We start from the raw sequence: 21,408 nt of genomic DNA, 5'->3' as shown, positions 1-21,408 counted from the left end.
TGGTTAGAAGTAAGCGTCCATCTCGGTGCAGCCGATGGCATCGTAATCCAGCATGGGCACCACCAGGCCCAGGGCCTCAGCGTCCACGCGCATGGATGGTGCATCGAACTCGAACCTCTCGATGAACGGCTGGAGGGATTCCCAGTTGGTGAAGTTGATCAGATCAAGCTGCCCATCGCAGATCTCGATCGTGTCGCCCTCGCTGGTATTGAACTCCTCGCGCCACCGCTTCTGCAGGTACAACAGCATCAGGAACGGCTTGTGGCCGGCTACTGCTGTGAACGACCCGCCTCCCTCGAGGGTGTCGGGGTTCACTTCGTTGACCTGCATCTTGCGATCCACAACGATACGGGCCGCACCGGTGTCCATCAGGACGTTGGGGAGATACCCGTCAGCATCGTTTTTTTCAACGTTAGGGGCATCCTCGCCGTGTTTGAAGCCCAGCCGCTTGGCTGCCTCAACGAACACACCGCGAATGAACCCCTTCCTGAGCGGAATAGTTGACTGATCCTTGGGGGAAACAGCAGCCAGCTCCACTCTGCCATGCCCGGCTGGGCATTCATTTCCTGTGCAACGTCACTCATATCAACCTCACGTCATCTGCGTTTACCACCTGCCCACTTGGATCGCGGCGGTGATGAGATGGGAAGAATGGCCTCGGTGCCAGGGGTCGTGAGACACCCAGCACTTCCGGGACACACGTTCAGGCCGGAAGCCTGGGTGGAAGGCCACGCCGGGCACCGAAGTGCCCAGCGTGTACCGAGGGCAGGCCAGGGCCTTAATCGTCCCCCTGATCGCCGTCCACCCATTGGTCGCCGAAGGTATCGCTCGCGATGCGAACGATGGCCTCCTTCTCCTCAGGGCGTGCCCGGCGCAGCAGGGCTTGATCAAGGGCATAGGCCAGCGCGTTGCGCTCCCTTGGGGATTGACCGCCTTGTGGAACCGGATCGAGAGCTTGGCCCAGCGAACCAGTGTCCGAGTCGACATCGTGATAGCGATTTCGCCACCCATGCCCTCCTCGCCCTTGAACAGGCGACGGATTTCATTGGCAACGCTGATCATGCGATCACGAAGGTTCTCGGGCAGCCGCCCCGCCACAGCGGCGAGGATCTTGGCTTCCACCTCCGGCTTGGCATAGTCCACTTCCACGATGCGGTAGCGGTCCATGGCAGCCAGGTTCTGCATGGCGATGCCCTGGTACAGGCCCGTGGCGTCACCATTGCCGACCGAGTTGCCGGTCACCACCACCCGGAACATCGGGTGAGGCTTGATGACCTCGCCGGCGTTCTGGGGGATGACCAGGGGCCGCCCTTCCAGCACGTCGTTGAGGCCGGACAACTCGCCGGGGTCCATCATGTCCACCTCGTTCAGGAGGAGGATGTGCCCTTCACGCATGGCCACCGCGAGGGGGCCGTGCTGGAAGGTCATGACAGGCGTCTCTCCAGGGACACGGGACATCAGGGTGTGATGACCGATGAGATCCGTCACTTCCATCCGGCCGTGGCAGGTCACCTGCTGGACCGGCCAGTTGAGCCTGGCGGCCACTTCGCAGATCCCGGAGGTCTTGCCTGAACCCGTCGGGCCAGTGACATACAGCGCGTCACCGGACGGGTCTCGCAGGAAGGCCAAGAGCTCCCGAAGGAACACTCGGCGGAACGCATAGCCGTCGCTCTTGGCGGGGATATGCGGGTTGCTGGCATCGGCAAAGCCGAGCGCCATCACCTTGGCCGGAACTTCGAGGCCAAACGTGGTGGCAACGGGGAACTCCTGGTAAGGGGCTGAAACGGTCATGGGTAGATCTCCAGTCAAGTTGGCCTTGAGCCGAGAGACACCCATCCCCTTGCGGGAGTGGGCTCCCGGCAAGGGCAGGTAAGGTCAGACGAAAGTTGCTGATTGTTTCGGGAGGCCAGCGCTACCTCCTTCTGCGATGCCGAAGCATCACGAGAATCGGATGTCCGAGGGGTGCTGTTACGACGGCACAACACCGCTTGGGCATACGACCATCGGGCCCGCATGGGCCGGTGTCGCGAGGGAACAGCAGAGGGGCGATGCCCCCTCTGTGTCCTTCTCTTCAAGATCTGCGCAGAATCGGCTCACGGCGGCCGTTCTGGACGCGACGAATCCGACGCTCCCAGAGGGCGTAGGAGATTTTCCGAGCCGCGAGGCGAGCCACCCATACCAAGACCGCACCGACCAGCAGCATCAGAATGCTGCTCATGGCGAGCCAGGTAAGGATGTCCATTTCTACGTAGATACGAGTCAAGCGTTCCATGGGAAGTGCTCCAAGCAAGGCAGGGAGCACTCCCCATCACGGGAGGTGCTCCCCGTGAGGGTTGAAAAGGCCAGAGGCCAGAGGTCAGTCCGCGGTTGCCCAGGCGTAGCTGAAGGCAGCGCAGGCCAGAGATGCGATGCTGATACCGAACAGCAGCGTCGGCAGTTGATCCATGAGGGCGATCTCCAGGTTGGGAGGACACCGCCCCCTGCCGGGAGAAGTGTCCCGGCGTGGGTCAAACATGCATCAGAAGGACAGCACAACACCCTTCCGCTGGTAGGCGGGAGCATCGTACTGGTCCCAGCAGCTGCCGAGATCGACAGGTGCTGCTTCCTCAGACTGCTGCTTCTTCTGGCAGGCCAGGGCCTGCAGAGAAGCGACACAGCGAAGAGACGCCACATTGGCAGCGTTAGCTACCGTGTGGTGAACCCCGGAGCGACGAGCCGCAGAGGCTGCGGTGACGACGCCCTTGGAGACTCCGGCATAAACGGCCGGGGTCGACTTAGCAATGCCCTTGGCAATGACAGGGATGGCCTGTCGTGCCGTCTTGACCAGCAGTTTGACGGTGAGCCACAGGATGGCTGCACACAGGATCAGACCACCGATCAGGATTTGCAGGGTGAAAGCTTCAACGTTGCTCATGAGAGATTCCTCATCAATTGGCAGAGGGCACTCCCATATAGGGAGTGGGCCTCCCTAGTGGGTAGGTAATGACCTCAGACGAGTCCGAGGGTCTGGCAAGGATGCACCGGAACGAACTCACCGAAGCGAGAACGAGCAGGTAGCGGACACAACAGCGCCACAGTCAGATGACTGAGGGGTGCTGAGCGAACCATGGGGGTAACGGCCTGAACAACGGGCCGCCGGGAGGTGAACGCAGGGCGCACGACTCCACGGGACACGACAAAGCTGCAAGCAGCATCATCGCAGGGGTCTCGCCGGAGCGAGAGGTGCCACAGAACGTGGCGGGGAAAATTGCTGATTGTTTGGGAAGGCCAGCGCTACCTTCAGGTGCAAGCCGCAGAGCGACTTAACACCCCCAATATAAACCATCATTCCCGGGGTGACACCCCTCTCGTCGTGCCCTTAAAGGGCGTTTCCCGACAGGGGGCGGGAGTTGACACGGAGGTATGGTGACGGGGCGTTTACCAAAAACCTGTCACTATGGATGGATTCGCCATGACTGACACCGCCGTCGCTCAGAGCCCCAGCGCTCAGGCCGCCGCTCAAACCACCGCCCCCACCCGGGGAAGTCCCAGAAGTCCGAGCCGAAGCCGGTCTACTCGCGTCCGGTCTTCAAGCAGAACCTCACCGTCTACACCTTGCAGGCGCAGCGCGTGGTCGAGCGCTCCCTGACTCGGGTCAGCTACAGCCTGTTCTCTCTGGACGTGATCCTGCAGATCATCGGCGTCCGCGAGCAGGTCGACGAAGTGTCCCAGATCGTCCAGGGCCACATCGCCAAGGCTGACGAGCAGCTGGAGGAGAAGATCCAGCAGATGGATGTCCTGTTCACGCAGCATGAGATCCAGGACGTACCCAGCTACACCAACCCCATCAGCCTCGACGTCGAGATCACCTCCCCCAGGTGGCCCAGTTCCTGCGGCTTGTGCGCAAGCTCGACAGCCTGATGGCCAAGATCGACAGCCTGTGGCTGCATGGCCTGCTGACCAGCAAGCAGCGTACCCAGGCCGGGCTGGAGTGGCAGCAGCTGCTCAACCGCCTGGCCTCCCGCATCATCGGGGTCGAGAAGCGTGCCCGCGTGGCCGCCCATAACCAGGGCAAGCACGAGGAGGTGGACGCCGCCGCGCCGTATCGCCATGACAGCGAGGTGGATGGCGACATCGACGACGAGGAAGATGCCAAGGCAGCGGACAAGCCCGCCGCCGGCGCCAAGAAGGCCTCCGCCACCAAGGCCGACAAGGATGGGGAGAAGGCTGACGATGCCACCAAGGCCACTGCCGAAGTGGCGTCGAGCACCTGATAGCCCGTCACGACGCTTCATAGCCCCTCGCCCACCGTGGTCGCAGGGGCTTTTTGGGCCTGGTTATTTGCCCATATCGAGGGCTTGCGTAATCGCGTCGATCAGTAGAATGGAACCAGAAGACGACACCAACACGCCCCGCCGGGGCAGAAACAAGGGGACAGGACGATGAAGACTCTCACCAAGCTAACCGGGATTGCCCTGCTGGCGACCACCATGGCCGGCTGTGCCACCACCACCACGACCGCTAGGTACAGCGAGGACAACAGCCGCGCCTACAACCTGGCGCAGGCAGGTGGTCTGCACAAGGCGCGTGATACCGCCCTCGGGGACGATGAATACAGCTCGGCGATGACCAACATCACCAACGCATTCAGCGACGCAGCTCTATTCAACAGCTCCGCGGGCCTGGGGCTGTCCGGTGGAGCCTCACTGGGCCTGGGGCTTGCTGGCGCACTGTTTGCCGCACCGGGGCACATGGAGCAGGACAGCGCCTTTGCCTTCGTTCCCACCAGCGAAGCGGCGTCTCGGGAGGAAGCGAACGAGTTGCTGCGGGACAGCTTCTACCAGGCTGTGCAGCAGGCTGCAGAGGAGCTGGGCTACACCATCGAACACGAAGGCAATGATCTTCGCCACCCAGCAGCCCACGGCCGCACTGCAATGAGCATTGCAGTAGTCGACGAGGAAAACGGCTGCTACGGGTATGAGCGGATCAAGAGTGGTGACGATGCCAAGGCGTACGGTTGCTACGTCTCACTGCAGATTCCAGAGCGAGGCGAGAGGACAATTGCAGCCCCCGAGGCCAGCAACGTGCAAGGCCAGGTCTACTCCTACCCCGCCACGGACCACCAGAAATCCATGCGCTTCTTCTTCCTGCCCAACGAGGACGCCACTATGGCCAAACTGCCATTGGCGGTGAAGATCTCCGAACACATGCCGGAGTGGTTCTTCCTCTACCTGTCACCGGAGGACGACCAGCCGCCGATGATCCTCGAAAAGGGTGAGCCGGAGCTGTTCATCAAGCGAGCATAAGCTCGATCCCAATTTGACCCACAGGGGCCGGCCGCCGATGGCGACCGGCCCCTTTGCATCAGCGACTGTTTTCGATTCTCAGCTCATCGCGAGCGTTGGCCCGGAACTCGTCGAGGTCGGTATCCTCGAAGCGGCCCAGGGTCCGATCGATGGCATCGTTGCGATTGGCATCGATGTCGAGGTGTGAGCCCGTGCCGGTGATCGACTCCAGGTCGAAGTCCATGGTGCCCTTGTAAAGCCCGTTGGACTGAAGGATACCGAGCCATTCATCGAGGTTCACGTTGTCCCAGTTGACCTGATCCAAGCTGGCGATGGGGATACCGCCGCAATTGGGGCTTTCCGGGCTACCCCAGCTCATGCCCAACTGGCTGCGAACCTGCTGCTGCATGATGCGCGACAGAGGAGAGTTGAAGGTGCAGTAGACCTCGCGCTTCTCGATGCACGCCCCAAGGACCTTCGTCTTGCAGTAGGAGCCGACGTAGTGGGCCGACTTGAGCTGGCGCTTGGCGTTCATCTCGAACTCTTCCTCCTCACATTTCCAGATCAGCTGGATCACCAGCATGGTCACGACGTAGATCTGGTAGGCGGTCATGGCCATGCTGAGGAAGCTGGCGCCCTGGGCGCCGAGGAGCTGCTCGCTGAATGACGTGGCGGCCTCACCACCAACCGCTGCACCGCCTCCGCTGCCACCCGCAGATGTTGCCGCATTGGTCAGAGTCTTGCCGGTCATCTCGGCGACCTTTTCCTTGAGCGGCTGTACGGCATCGAGGATGGCATCCTGTACCGTGCCTTTCATGGTGTCGAAGGCACCTGTCACGCTATCCAGGCGAGAGGTAAAGGGCTGGGTCACCGTGGACCAGCTATCCACGGCCGGATCGCGCAGCAGCTGGTAGGCCCCTTTCATGGCACTGAACGAGCTGCCGTCTTCCAAACCCATGATGGCCGAGTCGATCTTGGGCACCGCCATGATCAAGGTAAGGTAGTCCTTGAGGGATACCCCAGACGGCTTTTCGCAGCAGTCCACCACTCCACCGACGGCCTTCTTGCACTCGCCGGCATCGCCCTTGAAGACTGTGCAGGCCTGGCCGGTCTGCCCCTCGGCGCAGGTCATGTCGGAGACCATGTTGTTGGCCGCATTCATCATGGCCGTGGCCCGGGCGAAGTCCTGGCTCTGCTCAGGCTGGAAGTCGAAACACTCGCTACCCATGCAGCGGATCGGGCCCGCGCAGGTATATTCGCCTTCCTTCTCCAGGGTGGGGATTTCGTAGCTCTCGCCGCAGTCCCATGTCTCGTCGTGAACGTAGCAGGTACCCTTCGATCCCTCAGCACCATCGACGCACTCGGACTTCACGAAGCCGCACTGGGGGTCATTCTCGTACTGTGCGCACTCCTCGATGGCCTCACCGCTGGAGACGCACTGAGTGTCACCATACTGGTCAGTCCAGCAGGTCTCGGTGCCCTGGTCGTAATCGCAGGTCAGGGGCGTCACATCGACACGAGCCGCCAGGCGATCAACATTGGGGATCGGCGGCGCTGTCAGCTGCTTGTAGATCGGATCTCCTGGGCAGACATAGAAACCATCGATGTCGACGCAGTTCCGAGGGTTCGCCGGGTATTGGGAGTAGGAGCCATCACAGAACTCTTCCAGAGTCGCAACGGCATCGTCGATACAGCCATCCGGAGCCCAGTAGTCATAAACCACCGTAAAGAACTGGGCGAGCCGCATGAAGGTACGGCTGTCGAAGGTGTCATCGACATGAGTGCCGTACCAGCTCTTCTTGTAGTTGTTGTGGAACACGAAGAGATCGATACCCTTGGCCATCAGGTTCTGCACGGCCGGCGACGTGCTCCCCCAGTCGTCGTCGTTACCGATGATGACGATGACCTTGTGGACCTCTGGATCGGAGCGCCAGTTGAAGTTCTGGGCTGTCCAGTTGATCACGTTCCAGGAGCTGGTCTGACCGCCCTCGGTACCAATGCCATTGATCCAGCGCTGGAAGGCATTGATGTCGTAGGTCAGCTTGCGGTGCATGGTCAGGTGGTTGTCGTTGCGCATGGCAACGCCACCGACACGCAGGTTGGCGCTACGCCCCTGGCTAAGCAGGGTGGCGAAGTTGCTCACCCCTCGCGCAGCGCCGCGATCTCGGCATCCATCGATGCCGAACGGTCAATGATGAACACCAGGTCCGTGGGCTCAGTGTCGATCTCGATATGGTGGGTGATGGTGCAATCGCCTTCCGGCTTGTTGCGACGTGTGCACTGGTAGTAATCAGGGACGTGCGCCTCGAACGAGGACTCCTTCATCTGCTCGTCGACGCTGCAGTCAGCGAACCCCTCCGTGATCAGGTCGATGTTGTCGTAGGTGTCCCGACTGGAGTTGAGCATGGGGTCATTGGAGAAGTCCGGACGGGACTGCTCGCCGGCCTTATGGATGACCTCATAGGCCATGCCCTGTATGGAGGTAGGCCCGCCAGGGCGGGTGACCTCGGAACGCATGCCGGAAAGCGCTGTTCCACCAATAGCATTCAGGCCCGGGTCCGATGACGCCTCGGACTTGAGGTTGCTCTCTGGCTGCGAGTGCGGGAAGTTCGAGCTTCCACCCTCCTCGCTCTGGGCATCCGGAAAAAGCTCGTTGAGAGAAATGTCCCCACCGCCCGGGAATGTGACCTTGCCGTTGTCGAAGCTGCCGATGTCGCTCGGGGCTATGGTTTCACCGAAGCCCTGCCCCTCGTTGGCTTGTCGAGCGGTATCGGCGGGAGTTGGGAGGTTGCCGACTGATTGCGCGAATGCCGCCACCGGCATGTAGCACATCAGCATGACCATCATCCAAGCAATGGCACGATAGAACATTCCGTGGCGGGTCATGCGATACCTCCTTGAGGGCGAGCCGCAGCGATGGCCTGAAGGACAGAACGCCTCAGCCCGTGGATGTCATAGCCACGGCGCTGGACGGGATACCTGAGAAGAGGCAAACCGGCTTTCTCAAAGGCGCCGTTGACAAAGCGATCACGGCGCCGGCGGTCCCCACGGAAGTGAGAACGGTCGTCCAGTTCAATACCGCAGAGGATGGTGCCGTTGTCACGATCGCAGATGATGAAGTCGATATGCTTGGAGCTGATACGCGTGAAGGCACGCCACCACCCTCGGGTCTGGGACTTGCGACCATGTACTGTCAGTACATCGGCGATGCGCACCTTGGCCATGACCAGGTGGCTGCCGCCGATCGCCCGTTCCAGATGCTGGTAGAAACGCCACTCGGCATTGGTGAACAGCCGTTTCTGAGCCTTGTAGGGATATCTCGTTCGCCAACCGGCAACCCCCAGCACAACGGCGACGAGCAGCCCGCCAGCGATCCAGAGCTCTGTCATACCCACACCTCACCAGTTGCAGCAGTCATTCCAGCGCCAGATCGTGTAGATGGGATCGTTGCCGATACCAGGGATCGTCCTACCCAGGCCCCAGCGCAGCGTGGACTCACCAATCACATGAGCACGCTCTGTTTCGGGGAGCGGGTAGATCAGGCTGAACTTGTACTGGCTCTTCGGCAGGGTCGGGCGGATATGGCCACCGCCACACATGGCAGAGGTGCCCATGGTCTGCCACGCCAGGCCCCGGCGATGGAGCGCGGCCATCACCCGCGTCTTGAGCAGGCTGCTGGTGCGCATCACGTCATCGCCACCCGTCTGATGGCCCGATATCGGATAGATGGCGCCCCACGCGCCGGCGCACCAGAACATCGAGGTCAGCGGACGCCCGGCAGTGGATGACACGGCATCAGCGGTGCAGGCCGCCGCGGCGATCGGGTTAGCCACAGCCGCGGCTTCGGGATTGGTGAAGAAAGCCAGCTCGGAGTTGTTCCAGGTCGGGTCGAGCTCGCTGAGATACATCAGATCCAGGTCGGTATAGCCGTCCGCGTTGCACTTGCCGGAGACAAACATGTCCATGATCAGCATCAGCGGGAAGGCGTAGTAGTGATAGTGCATGAACGAACCATCACCACCGTCGTAATCGGTCCCACCGTGCATGCCCTGGAACGTGCGATCCATGGGGAATCTTGTGCCGTTCAGCACGGACGAGCAGCCTGGTACCCGCTGGAATTCGACCAGACGGGCGGGCTCCCAGAACGAAGTGACCACACCTGGATGGGGCACGCCTTGGTTGTCCTGGCAGGCGCAAATCTGGCGATCCGCAGCGTCCTCGGGAACCGTGTTGCTGCTGCCTCCCAGCGGCACGCCGGCGACCCGAATGGGGAATAGGCAATTCCAGCACACGTCCGTCACGAGCTTGGGACCGATCAGGTTCGAGTTGGAGCAGCCGGGATCTGAGGCAAGAGCATTGCTGGTGCCCAGGCCAAGGGTAATCGCGAGGAGAGCCCCACTGAGAAGTCGTTTCATGCCACCCCCACCTTGCGAATGCTGAAATCCATGGCGACCGCCTGTGGACGGCCGTAGAAGTACCCTTGGTGCAGGTCCACCCCGCTAGCCCGGGCCGCATCACTGGATGACTCGATGCGCTCGACCACCTGCTGAATGCCATGGCTGCGGCAGAAGGACATGGCCTCCTGGGTCGCCGGTGCGTCAAGAGAGGCACATTCAAATTTGCAAATGGCCCAGGGATAGCGCTTGAGTCGGTCCAGAGACGCATAGCGGGCCCCGAAGTCATCAAGGGCGATGCCATGGCTGAGGGCGGCGAGTTTTGGCCAGCGCCTATCGAGCAAGTCGTCATCGACGAACTCGCTTACCTCTAGCGTCACAGGGGCCGGCGCATCAGCCTGGAAGCCTTTGAAATCTTCCAGCCAGGCGTCGAAGTTATCGTCGCAGGCTAGGGTTTCAGCGGAGAGGTTGATGAACAAAGGAGACAATCGACGATTGCCCTGCAGAGTCCAATCGCGCAGATGGGCAATCATCTCCCGGTCCAGGGTAGCCCACTGCCCATCCGCCAGCGTTTCGTAGGGACCACGCAGCCCGTTGGGACCCGGGAAGCGGGCCAGCGCCTCGTAGGCTCTGTGCGAACGGGCCTTCCCGCAGACGATAGGCTGCAGTGCAAGGAGGCTTCCAGTCATCATACGTCCTCCCAGGTGAGCTCCCGAACGATGAAGTCCTCGCCATCACTGGTAATCACGGATGGTGTGAACTCCAGGGCAAAGCGCTCCTTGACGTCCGGGGTGAGCAGATAGATCGGGGCATCAAAGGCGTCAGAGACCGCGGTGTAGCTGTCCCAGCCCTCGTCAGCATCAAGTTCCGTAGCGATGAACGTGACCCGGGCGACGCCAGGCTGGCTGGAAATGCCGTGTAGCGCCTCCTGAACCAACTCAATTTCACGAGGATCAGTGGCGTTCATCACCACGATGGCCTGAGTAAAGGGGACAGAATCGAGCGGATTGATGATCTGGCCCTGTTCGGCGATGACCTCTCCGTTGGGCCCCACGATGTCTTCGAGAACATGGACTCTGGGATCGAGACGCCGCGTCCTCGACCGCGTGGCCGGTGGTAGCCATTCGAAATTCTGGTTGGACCAGAACCGCTCGAGCGCTTGTTCTCGCTTCAGATCCCAGTCAATGGCCATGACTCGCTCTTGCATGACCTCTACCAGGTCACGCTCGGCAATCTCGGCTACTGGTCCACGCACCCCAAGGTCACCGTTCTCGCCCAACTCAATCTGGCGCTCCAGCCATGCTGGATCGGAGAGCCCGGTGACCCGCGCCACAACCTCCCTGTCTCCGCCCTCAACGGTAGTCCGCTGCTCAAGCCGAACGATGGTGGGCACCGACGTTACGCCATGCTCCTGAAACAGGGTGGGATCAAGGACGATGTTGGGGATGGGGTCATACTGGAGAGCCAGCTCCTGGAGGAAGCGAACCCCTTCAGCGACCTCCATGTCATCAGGAATGCCCCTGAAAGCGACGACAAGCTGCTCATCCTTGGAGGCGAGTTCGAGAATGTCCTCCAGGCCTTCACGTTCCAGGGAGTAAGAAGCGAAGATCAGCGTACTGTAGTTGGCGTATCGCTTGCCCTCCGGGGGCTGCTGGGCATCCATGGCCTTCAGCGTGGGGTTGGTACGCCGCAGGTCAGAGAAGAACTGCTGAGCATCATCTTCAGCACGCTCGTAGTTGTCTGGGAACAGAGTCTCCTGCCCCACAATCTCCTGCGACTGCTCGATGATCTCCTCCCCGCGCTCGATCCAGCGCAGATCCTCGTCCGTCAGCGGATTGGCCGCGCCGCGCTCGCCGGCAGTAACAGCCAGAGGGGTGATGGCCAGGAGGATGGCAGCGGCCAAGCGTGAAGGCTTAAATGATCGGGCGTGCTTGTCCAATGATCTGCTCCTCAGAGACGGTACCCCAATAACGGGAGTCGAAGCTGTAAGGGGTTTCACCCATGAACCAGTAGCTACCTTCTTCAAGAATCGTCTCACCAGCGAAGTCCGCCGGATTGGCTCCCACTTCCTCGGCAAGGATCAGCCCTTCCCCAACGAGCTCGTCATTGACGAACACGTCACCCGATTCGGTGATGCGCACATGGTCGCCGGGAAGGCCTCGAAGGATCTTCACCATCTGCGTCCCTTCGTCGAAGTAGGGCTCAACGCCTTGTGCTGAAAAGGCGTAGATGTTGCCGCGCTGAAGATCCTTGTCATGACGGTCAACGAGGAAAAGGCTGTAGTCGCCGATGCACTTCACTTCCTGGGAATCGATACCGAAGTGGTACCGGCTGACAAAGGCGTACCCAGTAGCGAAGATCAGGGTGGCCACGACCCCCATCTTGGCAACGAAACGTGGCGTTGACTGGCGCTCGCGCTTACTCATCACCGCCCTCCTCGCTCAGCAGGTAGTCGGTCGATACACGCAGGGTGTTAGGTGCGCCCAGGACCGCATCGGCGGAGAGCACAAGGTAGCCGGCCTGTTGGAGTCCGATGATCCGCTGATTCAGGTTGATGATCAGTGCCTCCATCTGCTCATCAGTCGCATTACTGGGGAAGCTCGCAAATACCTGGTCGTAATCGACAATAAGGACTGGAGGAGCGGATTCGCTGCCACTTGCTTCCAGATCATTGAGCCGCTGATGCAGGAAGAAACCCATGACCAGAATCGCCACGAGCGCAAAGAGGGTAAACAGCGTCATTCCTCCGGGTCCACGCTGGGAGGTCGTCTTAATGGGATCAGTCATGGGCAAGCCCCTGTCTCGCAGCACTTGGTTAATGGCATCTGGAACCGGCATGCCCTGACGGCTGTATCGGGCAATGTCGTTGACGTCGACCGGATCGGTAGAGTAGAGGAGCTTCTGGAACTCACCCACGATCAGGCGGCCAACACCCATCCCACTCTTGGATTTCACAAATATCTCCGAGTAGACCCCGGCAACGGTATGAACGGAGCGGAGCATGTTGAAACCACCCTCGGACAGCGTCAGACGACCACTACGCCGAACTGATTCGACGGTTTCCTCCGTCTGGCCGAGAAGATGCATCGATGCTGAGTTTTCTGCGATGGCTCGACCGACCGCATTTTCGTAGAGGTCATTGATACTCTGAGTGGCAATGATCATGCTGCCGCCATATTTCCGGAACTTACGGTAGGCATGCTCGATGAACACCGACACCTCGCCTTCCTTCAGTAGGTCCCAGGCCTCATCAATGAACACAATCTTCTTCTTGTCCCTTTCGCCAAGGAAGACTTCTTGCTGGATCTGGTAGATAAGCTGCAGAAGCACCACCTGGCGAAGGTGCTTACGCCCCTGAAGTTCGTCCAGTTCGAGGACCGTGAACTGATTCTTGAACTTCACATTGTTGGCATGAGCGAAATACTTGCCGTAGCTTCCCTTTGACGTGAACACAAAGAGCTGCGCCCCAATATCCCGGATACGCTGGTCGTCCGATTCGAGGCACCGCTCAGCAATATGGTCCACCTTCAGCTGCTGTTGATGCTCGAGCCAGAGGTGGGACATGACCTGCTTCAGTGATGCGATCTGAAACTCATCCAGCTGGCCTTTCGCCGATGCCATGGCACTGACCAATGAGACCAGGGCGTCTTCTTCGTCCTCGTAGTTCTGGATCAGCTCAAAGGGGCTCAGACAGATGTCGGCACCGTCCGAGAATTGAAGGAAGTCGCCGTCCAAGACCGAACAGAGGTTCTGGTAGGACTTGCCGGCATCGATGACCCACACCTGGGCACCCTCCGAGAGATAGGAGAGCAGAAGCTCGTTAGCCCAAAAAGATTTACCAGAACCTGACTCGGCCGCGATCACCAGGTTCTTGTTGGTGTTCGAGTCATGGAGCGACATCGACATCAACTGCCCGTTGCGGGACAACAAACCAGCATGGAACGTCCCGGTCCCCTTCCACTCGCCAAAGATCGGCAGCAACACCGTTGCCTGCTCGCTGGTCATGGTCTTGTAGCGATTCAGGTCGCGCACCGCAGCGCGATCGGTGCACATCGGTAGGCAGTTGATGAACATCGGCAGGCTTACGAACTTGTCCTCAAGCAGCGAGAAGCGATTCTCTCGCCAATACCCTGCCAAAGAAGTAGCGGCGGCCTGCGCTCTCTTTTCTGTTGGGGCGAAGATGACAGCGGAATAGCTAATCTGCAGCGGCGTAGCCCCATCGTTGATGGAGTCATAAAGAATGTCGAAGCTTCCCTTTTTCTCCGCCAGGATGGGGACGAACTTCAACAGTGGTCCGTAAGCCTGGTTGATGGTGAATTTACGCTTCTGCTCCAGCTTGTCCTTTGTTTTCTGAGGCACCGGATAGAAAACGTTGGTCACCACCATGTAGTTCTCACGAACCGAGGATGTCCCCCCTGAGATATCGCCAACGTAGGACAAGGCATTGCCAAAATAGAACATGGGCGGAAGCTTCTTAGCACTCATCACCTTCACGTGATAGTCACCAAGCGTCAGCTTGTCTTTCGTGACGGTGATGTCAGTGCCGTAATCAAAGACCTGGTCGCACAGCGGCTTGTCCTCATCCCAGCCATCCGGCCCCGACCTCCACGACGCACCCGGTCCCCAATTCAGCATGGTACCCATCACCCTCACGAAGCCTTTTGCCGTCATGGGCTGCGGGTTGGTGCCAATTGTCTTGAGCGCCGATTCGATCTTGGTCCTCAGGTGGACCATCTCCTCAATCTCGTCGTTGTCCGGCTTGTGGTTGCGGATCGGGCATTTACAGGTAATGATCAGCTTGAGGTCTTGCACCAGCCCGTTGTCAAAGACGCCCTTGTTCGAGGCTGAATGGAGGTTCTCCATGGTGTGCTTGCGCAGGAACTCCGCTCGCTCTTCAACCACCTTGCTCAGCAGCGGGTGCTTGAACCCGTCTCTCAGGGTCAGCATGTTATTGAGCTTGTTGGTCACATCGGGTGACCTGAACATAATGAACTGCAGGGTGGTTTCGGCAGGAAACTGCTGATTTAGCAGGCCCGAAACCCGCTCTTGGATCTTCTCGTCGCCGTATGTCAGTGGCTCGCAGAGAAAGGCAAACCCCAGGGTCTGATCATCATTCAGGAATAGCTGGTTAGTAGGGTCGTAGGCCAGAACAGGGATCAACGACCCAGCCCGCTGTTCCTTGGAGATCAGCTTGTCACGACGGCCCTGGTTGATGATGACTTCCATCAGCGATCCTCCCCGGCATATAGCCAATCGGCAAAATTCGACGGGCGACCGCGATTGACCCTCCCATCGTCTGCAATAACAAACGGCACCCCGTCGACGCCCAGCAGCTCGGCCGTCATCAGGGTGCGATCATAGCCAGTGGTGTCGCAGTCGGAGACCGTGGGCATGGTGGCGATGGTGCCGTTCAGCAACGCTTCCGCGCCTTGCGTCTCTTTCGCCTCGGCACAGTACAGCTGCTTTGCCAGCTCATGAGAGCGATCACCGAGCGCCGGGACCACTACTAGCTCGAAGGTGAAGTCATCGGCGTACTGCTTGGCTTCATGGCTCAGTGCATGACAGTGCTCGCAGAGCGGATCAGTAAAGATGGTGACAGTGCGCTCACCGCTACCGAACGAGACCGTGTTCAGGTTGGCCGTATCGATGGCCAATCCATCGAGATGAATTCGGGTAGCAGCATCCTGGATCTGGCTCATGGTATCCAGTGAGCCCCCTTTCCAGAGATCGTAGATCTCCCCGACGATCACGAAGCGACCATTGCTTGAGGTGAAGAACACCTGTCCGCCGTTATCGACGGCGCTCATGCCGGAGATCGGGAGCTCCACGACCCCGCGGATATCCAGGTCCGAAAAGTTGAAGTCTTCAAAGCTTGTTTGCGCCATGGTCGGCTGCGCCGCCAAGATCCCGGCTACCAGTCCAGAGGTGAGTAGTGCTCGCATCAGATACCCCATCCAGGGAGAACGTTGGAATGGGGGTCAGGATATCCCCTGTGCGACCAACCACCCCTGCGTCGAGATGCCCTTGGGGGGTACGACGAGAAGGTACCCAGAAAAAGCCCGGCACATGGCCGGGCAAACGATCAGGCACGGGGCCTGGGGTCAGGGCACCTGCACCGGCGCCGACTCGGCACCGGCGTCATCCACCGCGATCACTTCCACCAGCGGCAGCGCCTCGTAGTCGCGCTTGTTGACCGACAGCCGGTACCCGGTGCGCCCGGTGGGCTCGCCGTCCACCGTCCAGCGGTACTCCCGCACCCGGCCGTCCGGGTCCTGGCAGTCCGCGCTGATGCGCCAGTCGCGGCTGGATTCGCTGACCTCGAGCTCGCACACCGGCACCTGGTTCTCGGCCACCTCGATCGGCAGGATCTGCCGCGCTGTGGTCCCCATCTGGGTCTCCAGCTCGTACATCAGGTAGTGCGTGCCGGCCTCCAGGGTGGTGGTGCCGTACATCGAGCCGTCGGTGATCACTTCACCGTTGCTGTAGTACCGGTGGTGGATGACCCGATCTCGTGGGTGACCGCCGCGCACCGAGGGCCGTACCCGCACCTCGAGCGGCGCCCGCTCGTAGCGGTTGCTGGCGGTGTAGCTGAGCTCGATGTCGTAGGGGGCGGGCCGGCCCAGCACGATCTCTTGCTCAACCACGGTCTCGTGGCCACGGGCATCACGCACGATGACCTCGATCGGGTAGACCCCGGGCTCCTCGAGCCAGAACACCCGCTTGGCGTCACCGCTGGCCTCAACCTGGGTCGCTGCATCGGGCAGCGTCCAGGCGTAGGTCGGTTCCTCGAGGCGACGGGCGCCGTTGCGGTGGCGGACGGTCAGCGAGATCTCTGCCGGCGCGACATCCGCCGACAGCCGCTCCAGGAAGTAGAAGTCGGGCCACACGTATTCCCAGGCGGTGGTGCGGTGGCTGGCCTCGACCGTCGTTTCGTCCTGGTAGCCCTCGAACCAGCCGGTGTAGAAGACCTCGATACGCCCCTGCTCGACGTCTTCGGCGGTAGGGGTGTACTCGACCTCGGTGACCCCTTCCACCACCGTGCCGTCGGGCAGGGTGAAGTAGCCATCCATCTCATAGGCCATGCCGCGATACGGCATCGATAGCCGGGCGGTGAAGGTGTAGGCCTGGCCCGGTTCGACGCGCCGGGGCCGCGCACGCCGGCCCGTGGGGGTGCACGTCGCGGAACTCGACACCCAAGCGGTCTATGGCGTAGGCGTCACGGTCGTCCTCGGGGGCAATATTGGTCCGTGCCCGCACTTGCAGGCCGATGCGGTCCTCGTGGTCGCGGGTCAGGGTCAGCGTCGGTCCGCGGTGCGGCCAGGTCTCGCCCCGGTCCTCGGACCACTCAATCACCACGTCGTCGGGCTGGGCGGCGGTGTCCTCGGGCAGCGCCAGGTCGACCTCGTAGGTCCAGCTGTCGCCGACGAACACGGTCTGCGTCCCCAGGATGCTGAGCTTGGGCACCGGATAGGCGATCACTTCCACCGCCTCGGTATAGGACTCGAGGCCGGAGTGGCGGTTGGTGACATGCGCCCGCACCTGGTAGACGCCCTCCTCAAAGGTCTGCATGAACATCGTCTTGCGCCGCTCGTTGGCCGGATGAGTCGTCCAGCTGGCCCCGCCGTCGTCACTGATCTCCCAGTGCACGTCGCCCATGGCGGCCTGGTCGAGGCGGCTTTCGAAGCCGAGCTGGAACACGGCGATAAACGGCGCTTCCCTGACAGGGTGCGGATCTCAACGTCGCCGTCCAGGGCTCCGCCGCGCAGTACGGTGAGGAAGGTCGGGCGTTGGCTGAACTCAGTGCGCTCATAGCCGGCGATCGACGAACGCAGCCGGGCCTCGGCGAGCAGGCGCATACCGGCGTTGTCGCGGCCTTCCAGGTCGAGGGTGAAGCGGGCGGTGCCGTCCTCGGCGTACTGCCAGTCGCTGAGGGCCTCGCGCTCGTTGAGCGAGTGCTGATTGACCAGTCGCACGTCCCACTCCCCCATCACCGACGGGTCGTAGCTCGCGTCGGTCGCGTAAATGTCCTGGATGGTCACCTCGATCGGCAGCGGCTCGTTATCGAGCACCTCGGTGGCGTCCAGCGCGATCATCGGATAGAGGTTGGCCGCCGGGCCAGTGATGGTGCGATAGGTCTGGGTGGTCTCGATGTCGGGCACACGCTGGTAGCGGGCCTGCACGCGGTGCTCACTCTCTTCCCACAGCGCCGCGCCCTCGGCCTGCAGGCGGCGGGTCAGGATGTTGCGGCTCGCCCAGCCGGACCCGTAGGTCTCGGCCTCGAGCACGGTGTCGTCGCGCTCGAGGCGCACGTCGACCTCGGTGGGCAGGGTGTTGATCTCGACGTCACCGAAGTAGCTGCCGGCGATCGGCACCACGAAGCGGCCGTCGTCGACCTGGGTGGTGTGGCGACTCGGGGTCATGGTGAGCCGAGGCGCCTCGGGGTCGACCACCACCAGCGGCGTGGTCTCGTGGTTGAGGGTCACCCGGGTGCCGCTCTTCGAGAACACGCTGGTCCGCCAGCCCAGCAGGTGCTCGCCGTTCTCGGCCAGGCGGCCGTTGAGCTGGGGCTGGTTGGTGCCGCCCTTCTGCGACAGCCCGTCGGGCATCTCCTGCCAGTCGAGCAGGCAGGTCAGGCGCTGCGCATCGTGCTTGCGGTTGGCCGCGGCCTCGATCGCCTCGCTGGCACTCAGGGTCAGCGAGCAGGTCGGCCCGCCGCTTTGGGTCAGGCGCAGGTCGAACTCGTGCAGGATGCGGTCGACCGCCGAGTAGTCCTCGCGGGGGCGCAGCGTGACGCTGCCGTAGGGGCTCTCGACGTTGACCGGGCGGCTGCCCTCGCCGACCTTGACCTTGCTGCCGTCGCCGGAGAACAGCCACAGGCTGTAGGCCACGGGCTGCTCGCCCAGCGCCACCGCTTGGCCCTCGGCCTGGGGCGTATTGGCACCGCCGTCGGTGAGCGCGACCGGCTCGGTCTCGTCGGGCAGCGCCTCCCACTGCAGGTAGCACACCGGGTCATGGATCGGATCGGCGCTGCGGGCCTCCGACTCGGCGGCGGTGAAGCGGCACATGGCGCCGTTCTTGGGGGTGGCGGTGAGGCGCACCGGGTCGATCACCTGGCGCACCTCCCAGGCCTCGGCGGAGAGCTGGGCCTCGCCCATCCAGGTGTGCACGTCGAGCAGCAGCACCGGGGCGTTGGGCGCCGCGGTGGAGATCAGCAGGCTGGAGACGCCCTCCAGGCCCTGTTCGGCGGCGAGCAGCGGCAGCGACAGGCGCCCCTCGCTGGCCCCGAAGTCATGGCGCGACATGATCTGGGTGGTATCGCCCGGCTCGATGCGCACGCCGTTGACGATCAGCGGCACCTCGGCATCCGAGCGCAGGCTGGCGAAGACGTCGTAGGTGCCGGCCACGGTGCTGCCGTCGGCCAGGGTCAGCGGCTGGGTCTCGATGATGCGCCGGCCGTCGAGGTGCTTGAACTCGTGCTGGACCGCCGGGATCATCAGCTTGCCGTCGACGCCGCCCTGCAGGGCGACCTGAGGAGGGCTGTAGATGAAGCTCACTTCTTCAGACGACTCGTTCCGATGGGCGTCACGCGCCACCACCGTCAAGGTGTACTCCTCGCCCTCGGTCAGTGACGGGAACATGATCGGATATTCCAGCTGGAATTCACCATCCCCCAGGCGTCGGGAGGATAACGAGACTGAATCATCCGCGGGCCCGCCCTGAAGACCGATATTCGTGATTCGCGGAGAGTCATCGATCGCATCGATGACATGAATTCTAATGTCATCCAACGATGTAATAATGTCCGAGGACACGATATCAATTTCTGGTGGTGTACGATCACCTTGGAAATCAAATAGCTTGACCCTAGTCTTAGGCCCATGATTTTCCTGAGCGACAGCATAGAGCGTCAGGAATTCTTCTGGGAGATCCGTCAAATCCCATGCGTAGGTGTAGTTCTTGTTGTTCTCAACTGATTTACCCCCAGGCACGGACAGCCGGACTCCAGATGCATCTTCGAGCCAGGAGTCTTTAAGACGCAGTCGATCAAAATAGGACCCTCGACCTTCTTGATAAATATCCACCTCGAGGAATTTATCACCATCATGGTAGCGATGAGTGATAGCAGGATAGTGCTTGTCGTTCCAATTCACTTCTGCATATCTTGTTGTTGAGACGAGCGTCTTGTTCTCGTTCCACACTCTTGCAATATCATGAAGGTAGCCAGTCGTCCCTTTCGCAAGATTACGCGTTATAGCAAACTCACAGGAACTGGCTCCTGCAGGTATGTTGCATGACCCCATGTGGGTGGCCTGCTGCACGAAGGGGCGGGGCTCAACTCTGACCCTGACACGATCAATCGCGATCGGGAGCTGATCATTTTGGATGTTCATGCGGTAGAAACTTGACCAGCCAACGTCACTGTATCGGTAATCTACCCCCAGGAGAACCGGAGTCTTGGGGGCAGAGGAAGACAACACCAAGTCGTATGGGAATGTCCCGCCGCCCCATTGACCGAAGTTTACCCAGCGCAGCTGGTTATTGTTATTAAAGTCCATAGGCTTGCTGATGGTGATGTAGACGTAACTGCTGTCAGTTCCGACAACATTGACATCACCAACTGAGTTGACGATTCTCAGGCCAGCCTCATTGTATGTGTGCCAATTGCTTTTCGGCACTCGATAAGCCAAGCGGATGGGATTCGTCTTTACCGTCATCCCAGCCTGATAAGGGACATATTTAGAGAGCCCGGGACCAATGCTTCCCGATGCGTTTGGATCATAGACACCAAACGGTTCGCTAGGCGCGTCCACCACATTATCGTACATCAATCTCTGGCGAGGAGATTTATGGGTATTCCCAGCACGATCAATGGCGATGAATTGCAGCTCAAAAACCTCGTCCAAGTTGGTTTTTGGGAAAAACCACCCGGCTTCATAGTTTACGAGCCCCTCACCTTTGGGAATATCGAAATCCATCTTGCGATCAAAGTGGAGGGAGCCATCCCCTCGATAAAGCCGCATCCTAACCTCATCAATCGGGGCTCCTGAAGCACTGGCCTTATATTGGATATAGCCAGGCCCACTCCCCCACTTCCGAGTTTCCATATCGATCCGTCCTTGTACTGCCCATAACTTAATGAAATAGCTTCGATGCCATTTGTGGTGGGCGCTGTTGTATCGATATACAGTGGATACTCGTCTATTTCTAGGGGATTTCCCGAGGAGTCCAGGGTCTCCGTCTTGATCAGGTACTCACCATCCCCCGGCGCTGCCAAGTTCAGAATCGCCCCATAGTATTCCCCATCCGCGGCGGTGATCCGATCATCTGCACCAAGGAGGTGACTGGAAACCGTGCTGACCTGAGAGCCGTCAGGGCGAAGGATCGTCACCCTCACCCGGCGATCAATACCAGCACTGACAGCGAACCCGATATCCCCGGTAGGGTTGGCATAGCGAGTATCCGCAGGCAGCTTGCGCGCTTCGCCCTCCCGCGTGGTAATGCTGTATTCGATCAGCTCTGCATTGGCCAACCCCGTGACAAGGGTGGAAACCCCCAGGAGCGCGGCCATTAGGGCTCGACGAGCAGCGCTGTATTTGTGGTTGTGACCCATGGTTGATCCCCCGATGGTCTATATCCGTGCCTTTCCTCACTGCACGAGACAGATTTTTTCACCCGACAGCCTACCGCTGACTTTCGTAAGTCACCCGGTCAGGAGATGCCCTTCAAGGGCGCAACGAAGGACAAAAAAG

Annotated in this window: 20 protein-coding genes; 3 read left to right on the top strand and 17 right to left on the bottom strand. The window is 60.6% G+C overall.

Going from position 1 to position 21,408, the window contains the following annotated elements; genetic code table 11:
* Positions 1-3: 3 nt before the first annotated feature.
* From ACUDAL_RS19745 to ACUDAL_RS19730, 4 genes are all read right to left on the bottom strand, one after another.
* Positions 4-537 carry a hypothetical protein gene (locus tag ACUDAL_RS19745; RefSeq protein WP_444679556.1) on the bottom strand — a complete coding sequence of 178 codons (534 nt, stop codon included), beginning with the start codon at positions 535-537 and terminating at the stop codon, positions 4-6.
* Positions 538-606: 69 nt separating this feature from the next.
* Complete coding sequence (locus tag ACUDAL_RS19740) at positions 607-1,791, bottom strand: AAA family ATPase (RefSeq protein WP_444679555.1); 1,185 nt, start codon at positions 1,789-1,791, stop codon at positions 607-609.
* A 280-nt stretch (positions 1,792-2,071) separates the two neighbouring features.
* Complete coding sequence (locus tag ACUDAL_RS19735; protein ID WP_421414753.1) at positions 2,072-2,272, bottom strand: hypothetical protein; 201 nt, start codon at positions 2,270-2,272, stop codon at positions 2,072-2,074.
* Positions 2,273-2,518: 246 nt separating this feature from the next.
* A complete protein-coding gene (locus ACUDAL_RS19730; RefSeq protein ID WP_444679554.1) occupies positions 2,519-2,914 on the bottom strand; it encodes a hypothetical protein in 396 nt (131 codons plus the stop codon).
* A 695-nt stretch (positions 2,915-3,609) separates the two neighbouring features.
* On the opposite strand from ACUDAL_RS19730, the gene ACUDAL_RS19725 reads away from it, so the two are divergent.
* The 3 genes from ACUDAL_RS19725 to ACUDAL_RS19715 all read left to right on the top strand — a co-directional run bounded on the left by ACUDAL_RS19725 (position 3,610) and on the right by ACUDAL_RS19715 (position 5,285).
* Positions 3,610-3,900 carry a hypothetical protein gene (locus ACUDAL_RS19725; RefSeq protein WP_444679553.1) on the top strand — a complete coding sequence of 97 codons (291 nt, stop codon included), beginning with the start codon at positions 3,610-3,612 and terminating at the stop codon, positions 3,898-3,900.
* On the top strand, positions 3,858-4,253 hold the full coding sequence (locus tag ACUDAL_RS19720) for a hypothetical protein (protein ID WP_444679552.1): 396 nt from the start codon (positions 3,858-3,860) through the stop codon (positions 4,251-4,253). The genes ACUDAL_RS19725 and ACUDAL_RS19720 overlap by 43 nt, the downstream gene beginning before the upstream one ends.
* Before the next feature lie 216 nt (positions 4,254-4,469).
* Positions 4,470-5,285: a hypothetical protein gene (locus ACUDAL_RS19715; protein ID WP_444679551.1), complete on the top strand. Its 816-nt coding sequence runs from the start codon at positions 4,470-4,472 to the stop codon at positions 5,283-5,285.
* Positions 5,286-5,343: 58 nt separating this feature from the next.
* Here the strand turns inward: ACUDAL_RS19715 and traN are convergent, their stop codons facing one another.
* From traN to ACUDAL_RS19650, 13 genes are all read right to left on the bottom strand, one after another.
* Entirely contained in the window at positions 5,344-7,407 is a 2,064-nt protein-coding gene (gene traN, locus ACUDAL_RS19710) for a conjugal transfer mating pair stabilization protein TraN (RefSeq protein WP_444679550.1), read from the bottom strand.
* Positions 7,404-8,150 carry a hypothetical protein gene (locus tag ACUDAL_RS19705; RefSeq protein ID WP_444679549.1) on the bottom strand — a complete coding sequence of 249 codons (747 nt, stop codon included), beginning with the start codon at positions 8,148-8,150 and terminating at the stop codon, positions 7,404-7,406. Before ACUDAL_RS19705 ends, traN begins: the two co-directional genes overlap by 4 nt.
* Positions 8,147-8,653 carry a DUF2726 domain-containing protein gene (locus ACUDAL_RS19700; protein ID WP_444679548.1) on the bottom strand — a complete coding sequence of 169 codons (507 nt, stop codon included), beginning with the start codon at positions 8,651-8,653 and terminating at the stop codon, positions 8,147-8,149. Before ACUDAL_RS19700 ends, ACUDAL_RS19705 begins: the two co-directional genes overlap by 4 nt.
* A gap of 9 nt (positions 8,654-8,662) precedes the next feature.
* Entirely contained in the window at positions 8,663-9,679 is a 1,017-nt protein-coding gene (locus ACUDAL_RS19695; RefSeq protein ID WP_421414765.1) for a TraU family protein, read from the bottom strand.
* Positions 9,676-10,347, bottom strand: coding sequence for an EAL domain-containing protein (locus ACUDAL_RS19690; protein WP_444679547.1), 672 nt, complete (start codon positions 10,345-10,347; stop codon positions 9,676-9,678). Before ACUDAL_RS19690 ends, ACUDAL_RS19695 begins: the two co-directional genes overlap by 4 nt.
* A complete protein-coding gene (locus ACUDAL_RS19685) occupies positions 10,347-11,597 on the bottom strand; it encodes a TrbC family F-type conjugative pilus assembly protein (RefSeq protein ID WP_444679546.1) in 1,251 nt (416 codons plus the stop codon). Before ACUDAL_RS19685 ends, ACUDAL_RS19690 begins: the two co-directional genes overlap by 1 nt.
* The gene (lepB, locus tag ACUDAL_RS19680; RefSeq protein WP_444679545.1) at positions 11,572-12,084 is read right to left on the bottom strand and encodes a signal peptidase I; all 513 of its coding nucleotides are present in this window, start codon (positions 12,082-12,084) and stop codon (positions 11,572-11,574) included. The genes ACUDAL_RS19685 and lepB overlap by 26 nt, the downstream gene beginning before the upstream one ends.
* The gene (traC, locus tag ACUDAL_RS19675; protein ID WP_444679544.1) at positions 12,077-14,884 is read right to left on the bottom strand and encodes a type IV secretion system protein TraC; all 2,808 of its coding nucleotides are present in this window, start codon (positions 14,882-14,884) and stop codon (positions 12,077-12,079) included. The genes lepB and traC overlap by 8 nt, the downstream gene beginning before the upstream one ends.
* The gene (locus ACUDAL_RS19670; RefSeq protein WP_444679543.1) at positions 14,884-15,600 is read right to left on the bottom strand and encodes a DsbC family protein; all 717 of its coding nucleotides are present in this window, start codon (positions 15,598-15,600) and stop codon (positions 14,884-14,886) included. Before ACUDAL_RS19670 ends, traC begins: the two co-directional genes overlap by 1 nt.
* 159 nt (positions 15,601-15,759) lie before the next feature.
* Positions 15,760-16,755 (bottom strand): hypothetical protein, encoded by a 996-nt coding sequence (locus tag ACUDAL_RS19665; protein ID WP_444679542.1) that lies wholly within the window; start codon positions 16,753-16,755, stop codon positions 15,760-15,762.
* Positions 16,730-17,227: a hypothetical protein gene (locus ACUDAL_RS19660; RefSeq protein WP_444679541.1), complete on the bottom strand. Its 498-nt coding sequence runs from the start codon at positions 17,225-17,227 to the stop codon at positions 16,730-16,732. Before ACUDAL_RS19660 ends, ACUDAL_RS19665 begins: the two co-directional genes overlap by 26 nt.
* On the bottom strand, positions 17,134-20,679 hold the full coding sequence (locus tag ACUDAL_RS19655) for an Ig-like domain-containing protein (RefSeq protein WP_444679540.1): 3,546 nt from the start codon (positions 20,677-20,679) through the stop codon (positions 17,134-17,136). The genes ACUDAL_RS19660 and ACUDAL_RS19655 overlap by 94 nt, the downstream gene beginning before the upstream one ends.
* A complete protein-coding gene (locus ACUDAL_RS19650; protein ID WP_444679539.1) occupies positions 20,598-21,269 on the bottom strand; it encodes a DUF4165 domain-containing protein in 672 nt (223 codons plus the stop codon). Before ACUDAL_RS19650 ends, ACUDAL_RS19655 begins: the two co-directional genes overlap by 82 nt.
* Positions 21,270-21,408: the final 139 nt, after the last annotated feature.

Source organism: Halomonas sp. E19 (genome assembly GCF_052439355.1).
Taxonomy (GTDB): Bacteria; Pseudomonadota; Gammaproteobacteria; order Pseudomonadales; family Halomonadaceae; genus Halomonas.
This window is presented reverse-complemented; position numbering and strand designations above follow the sequence as displayed.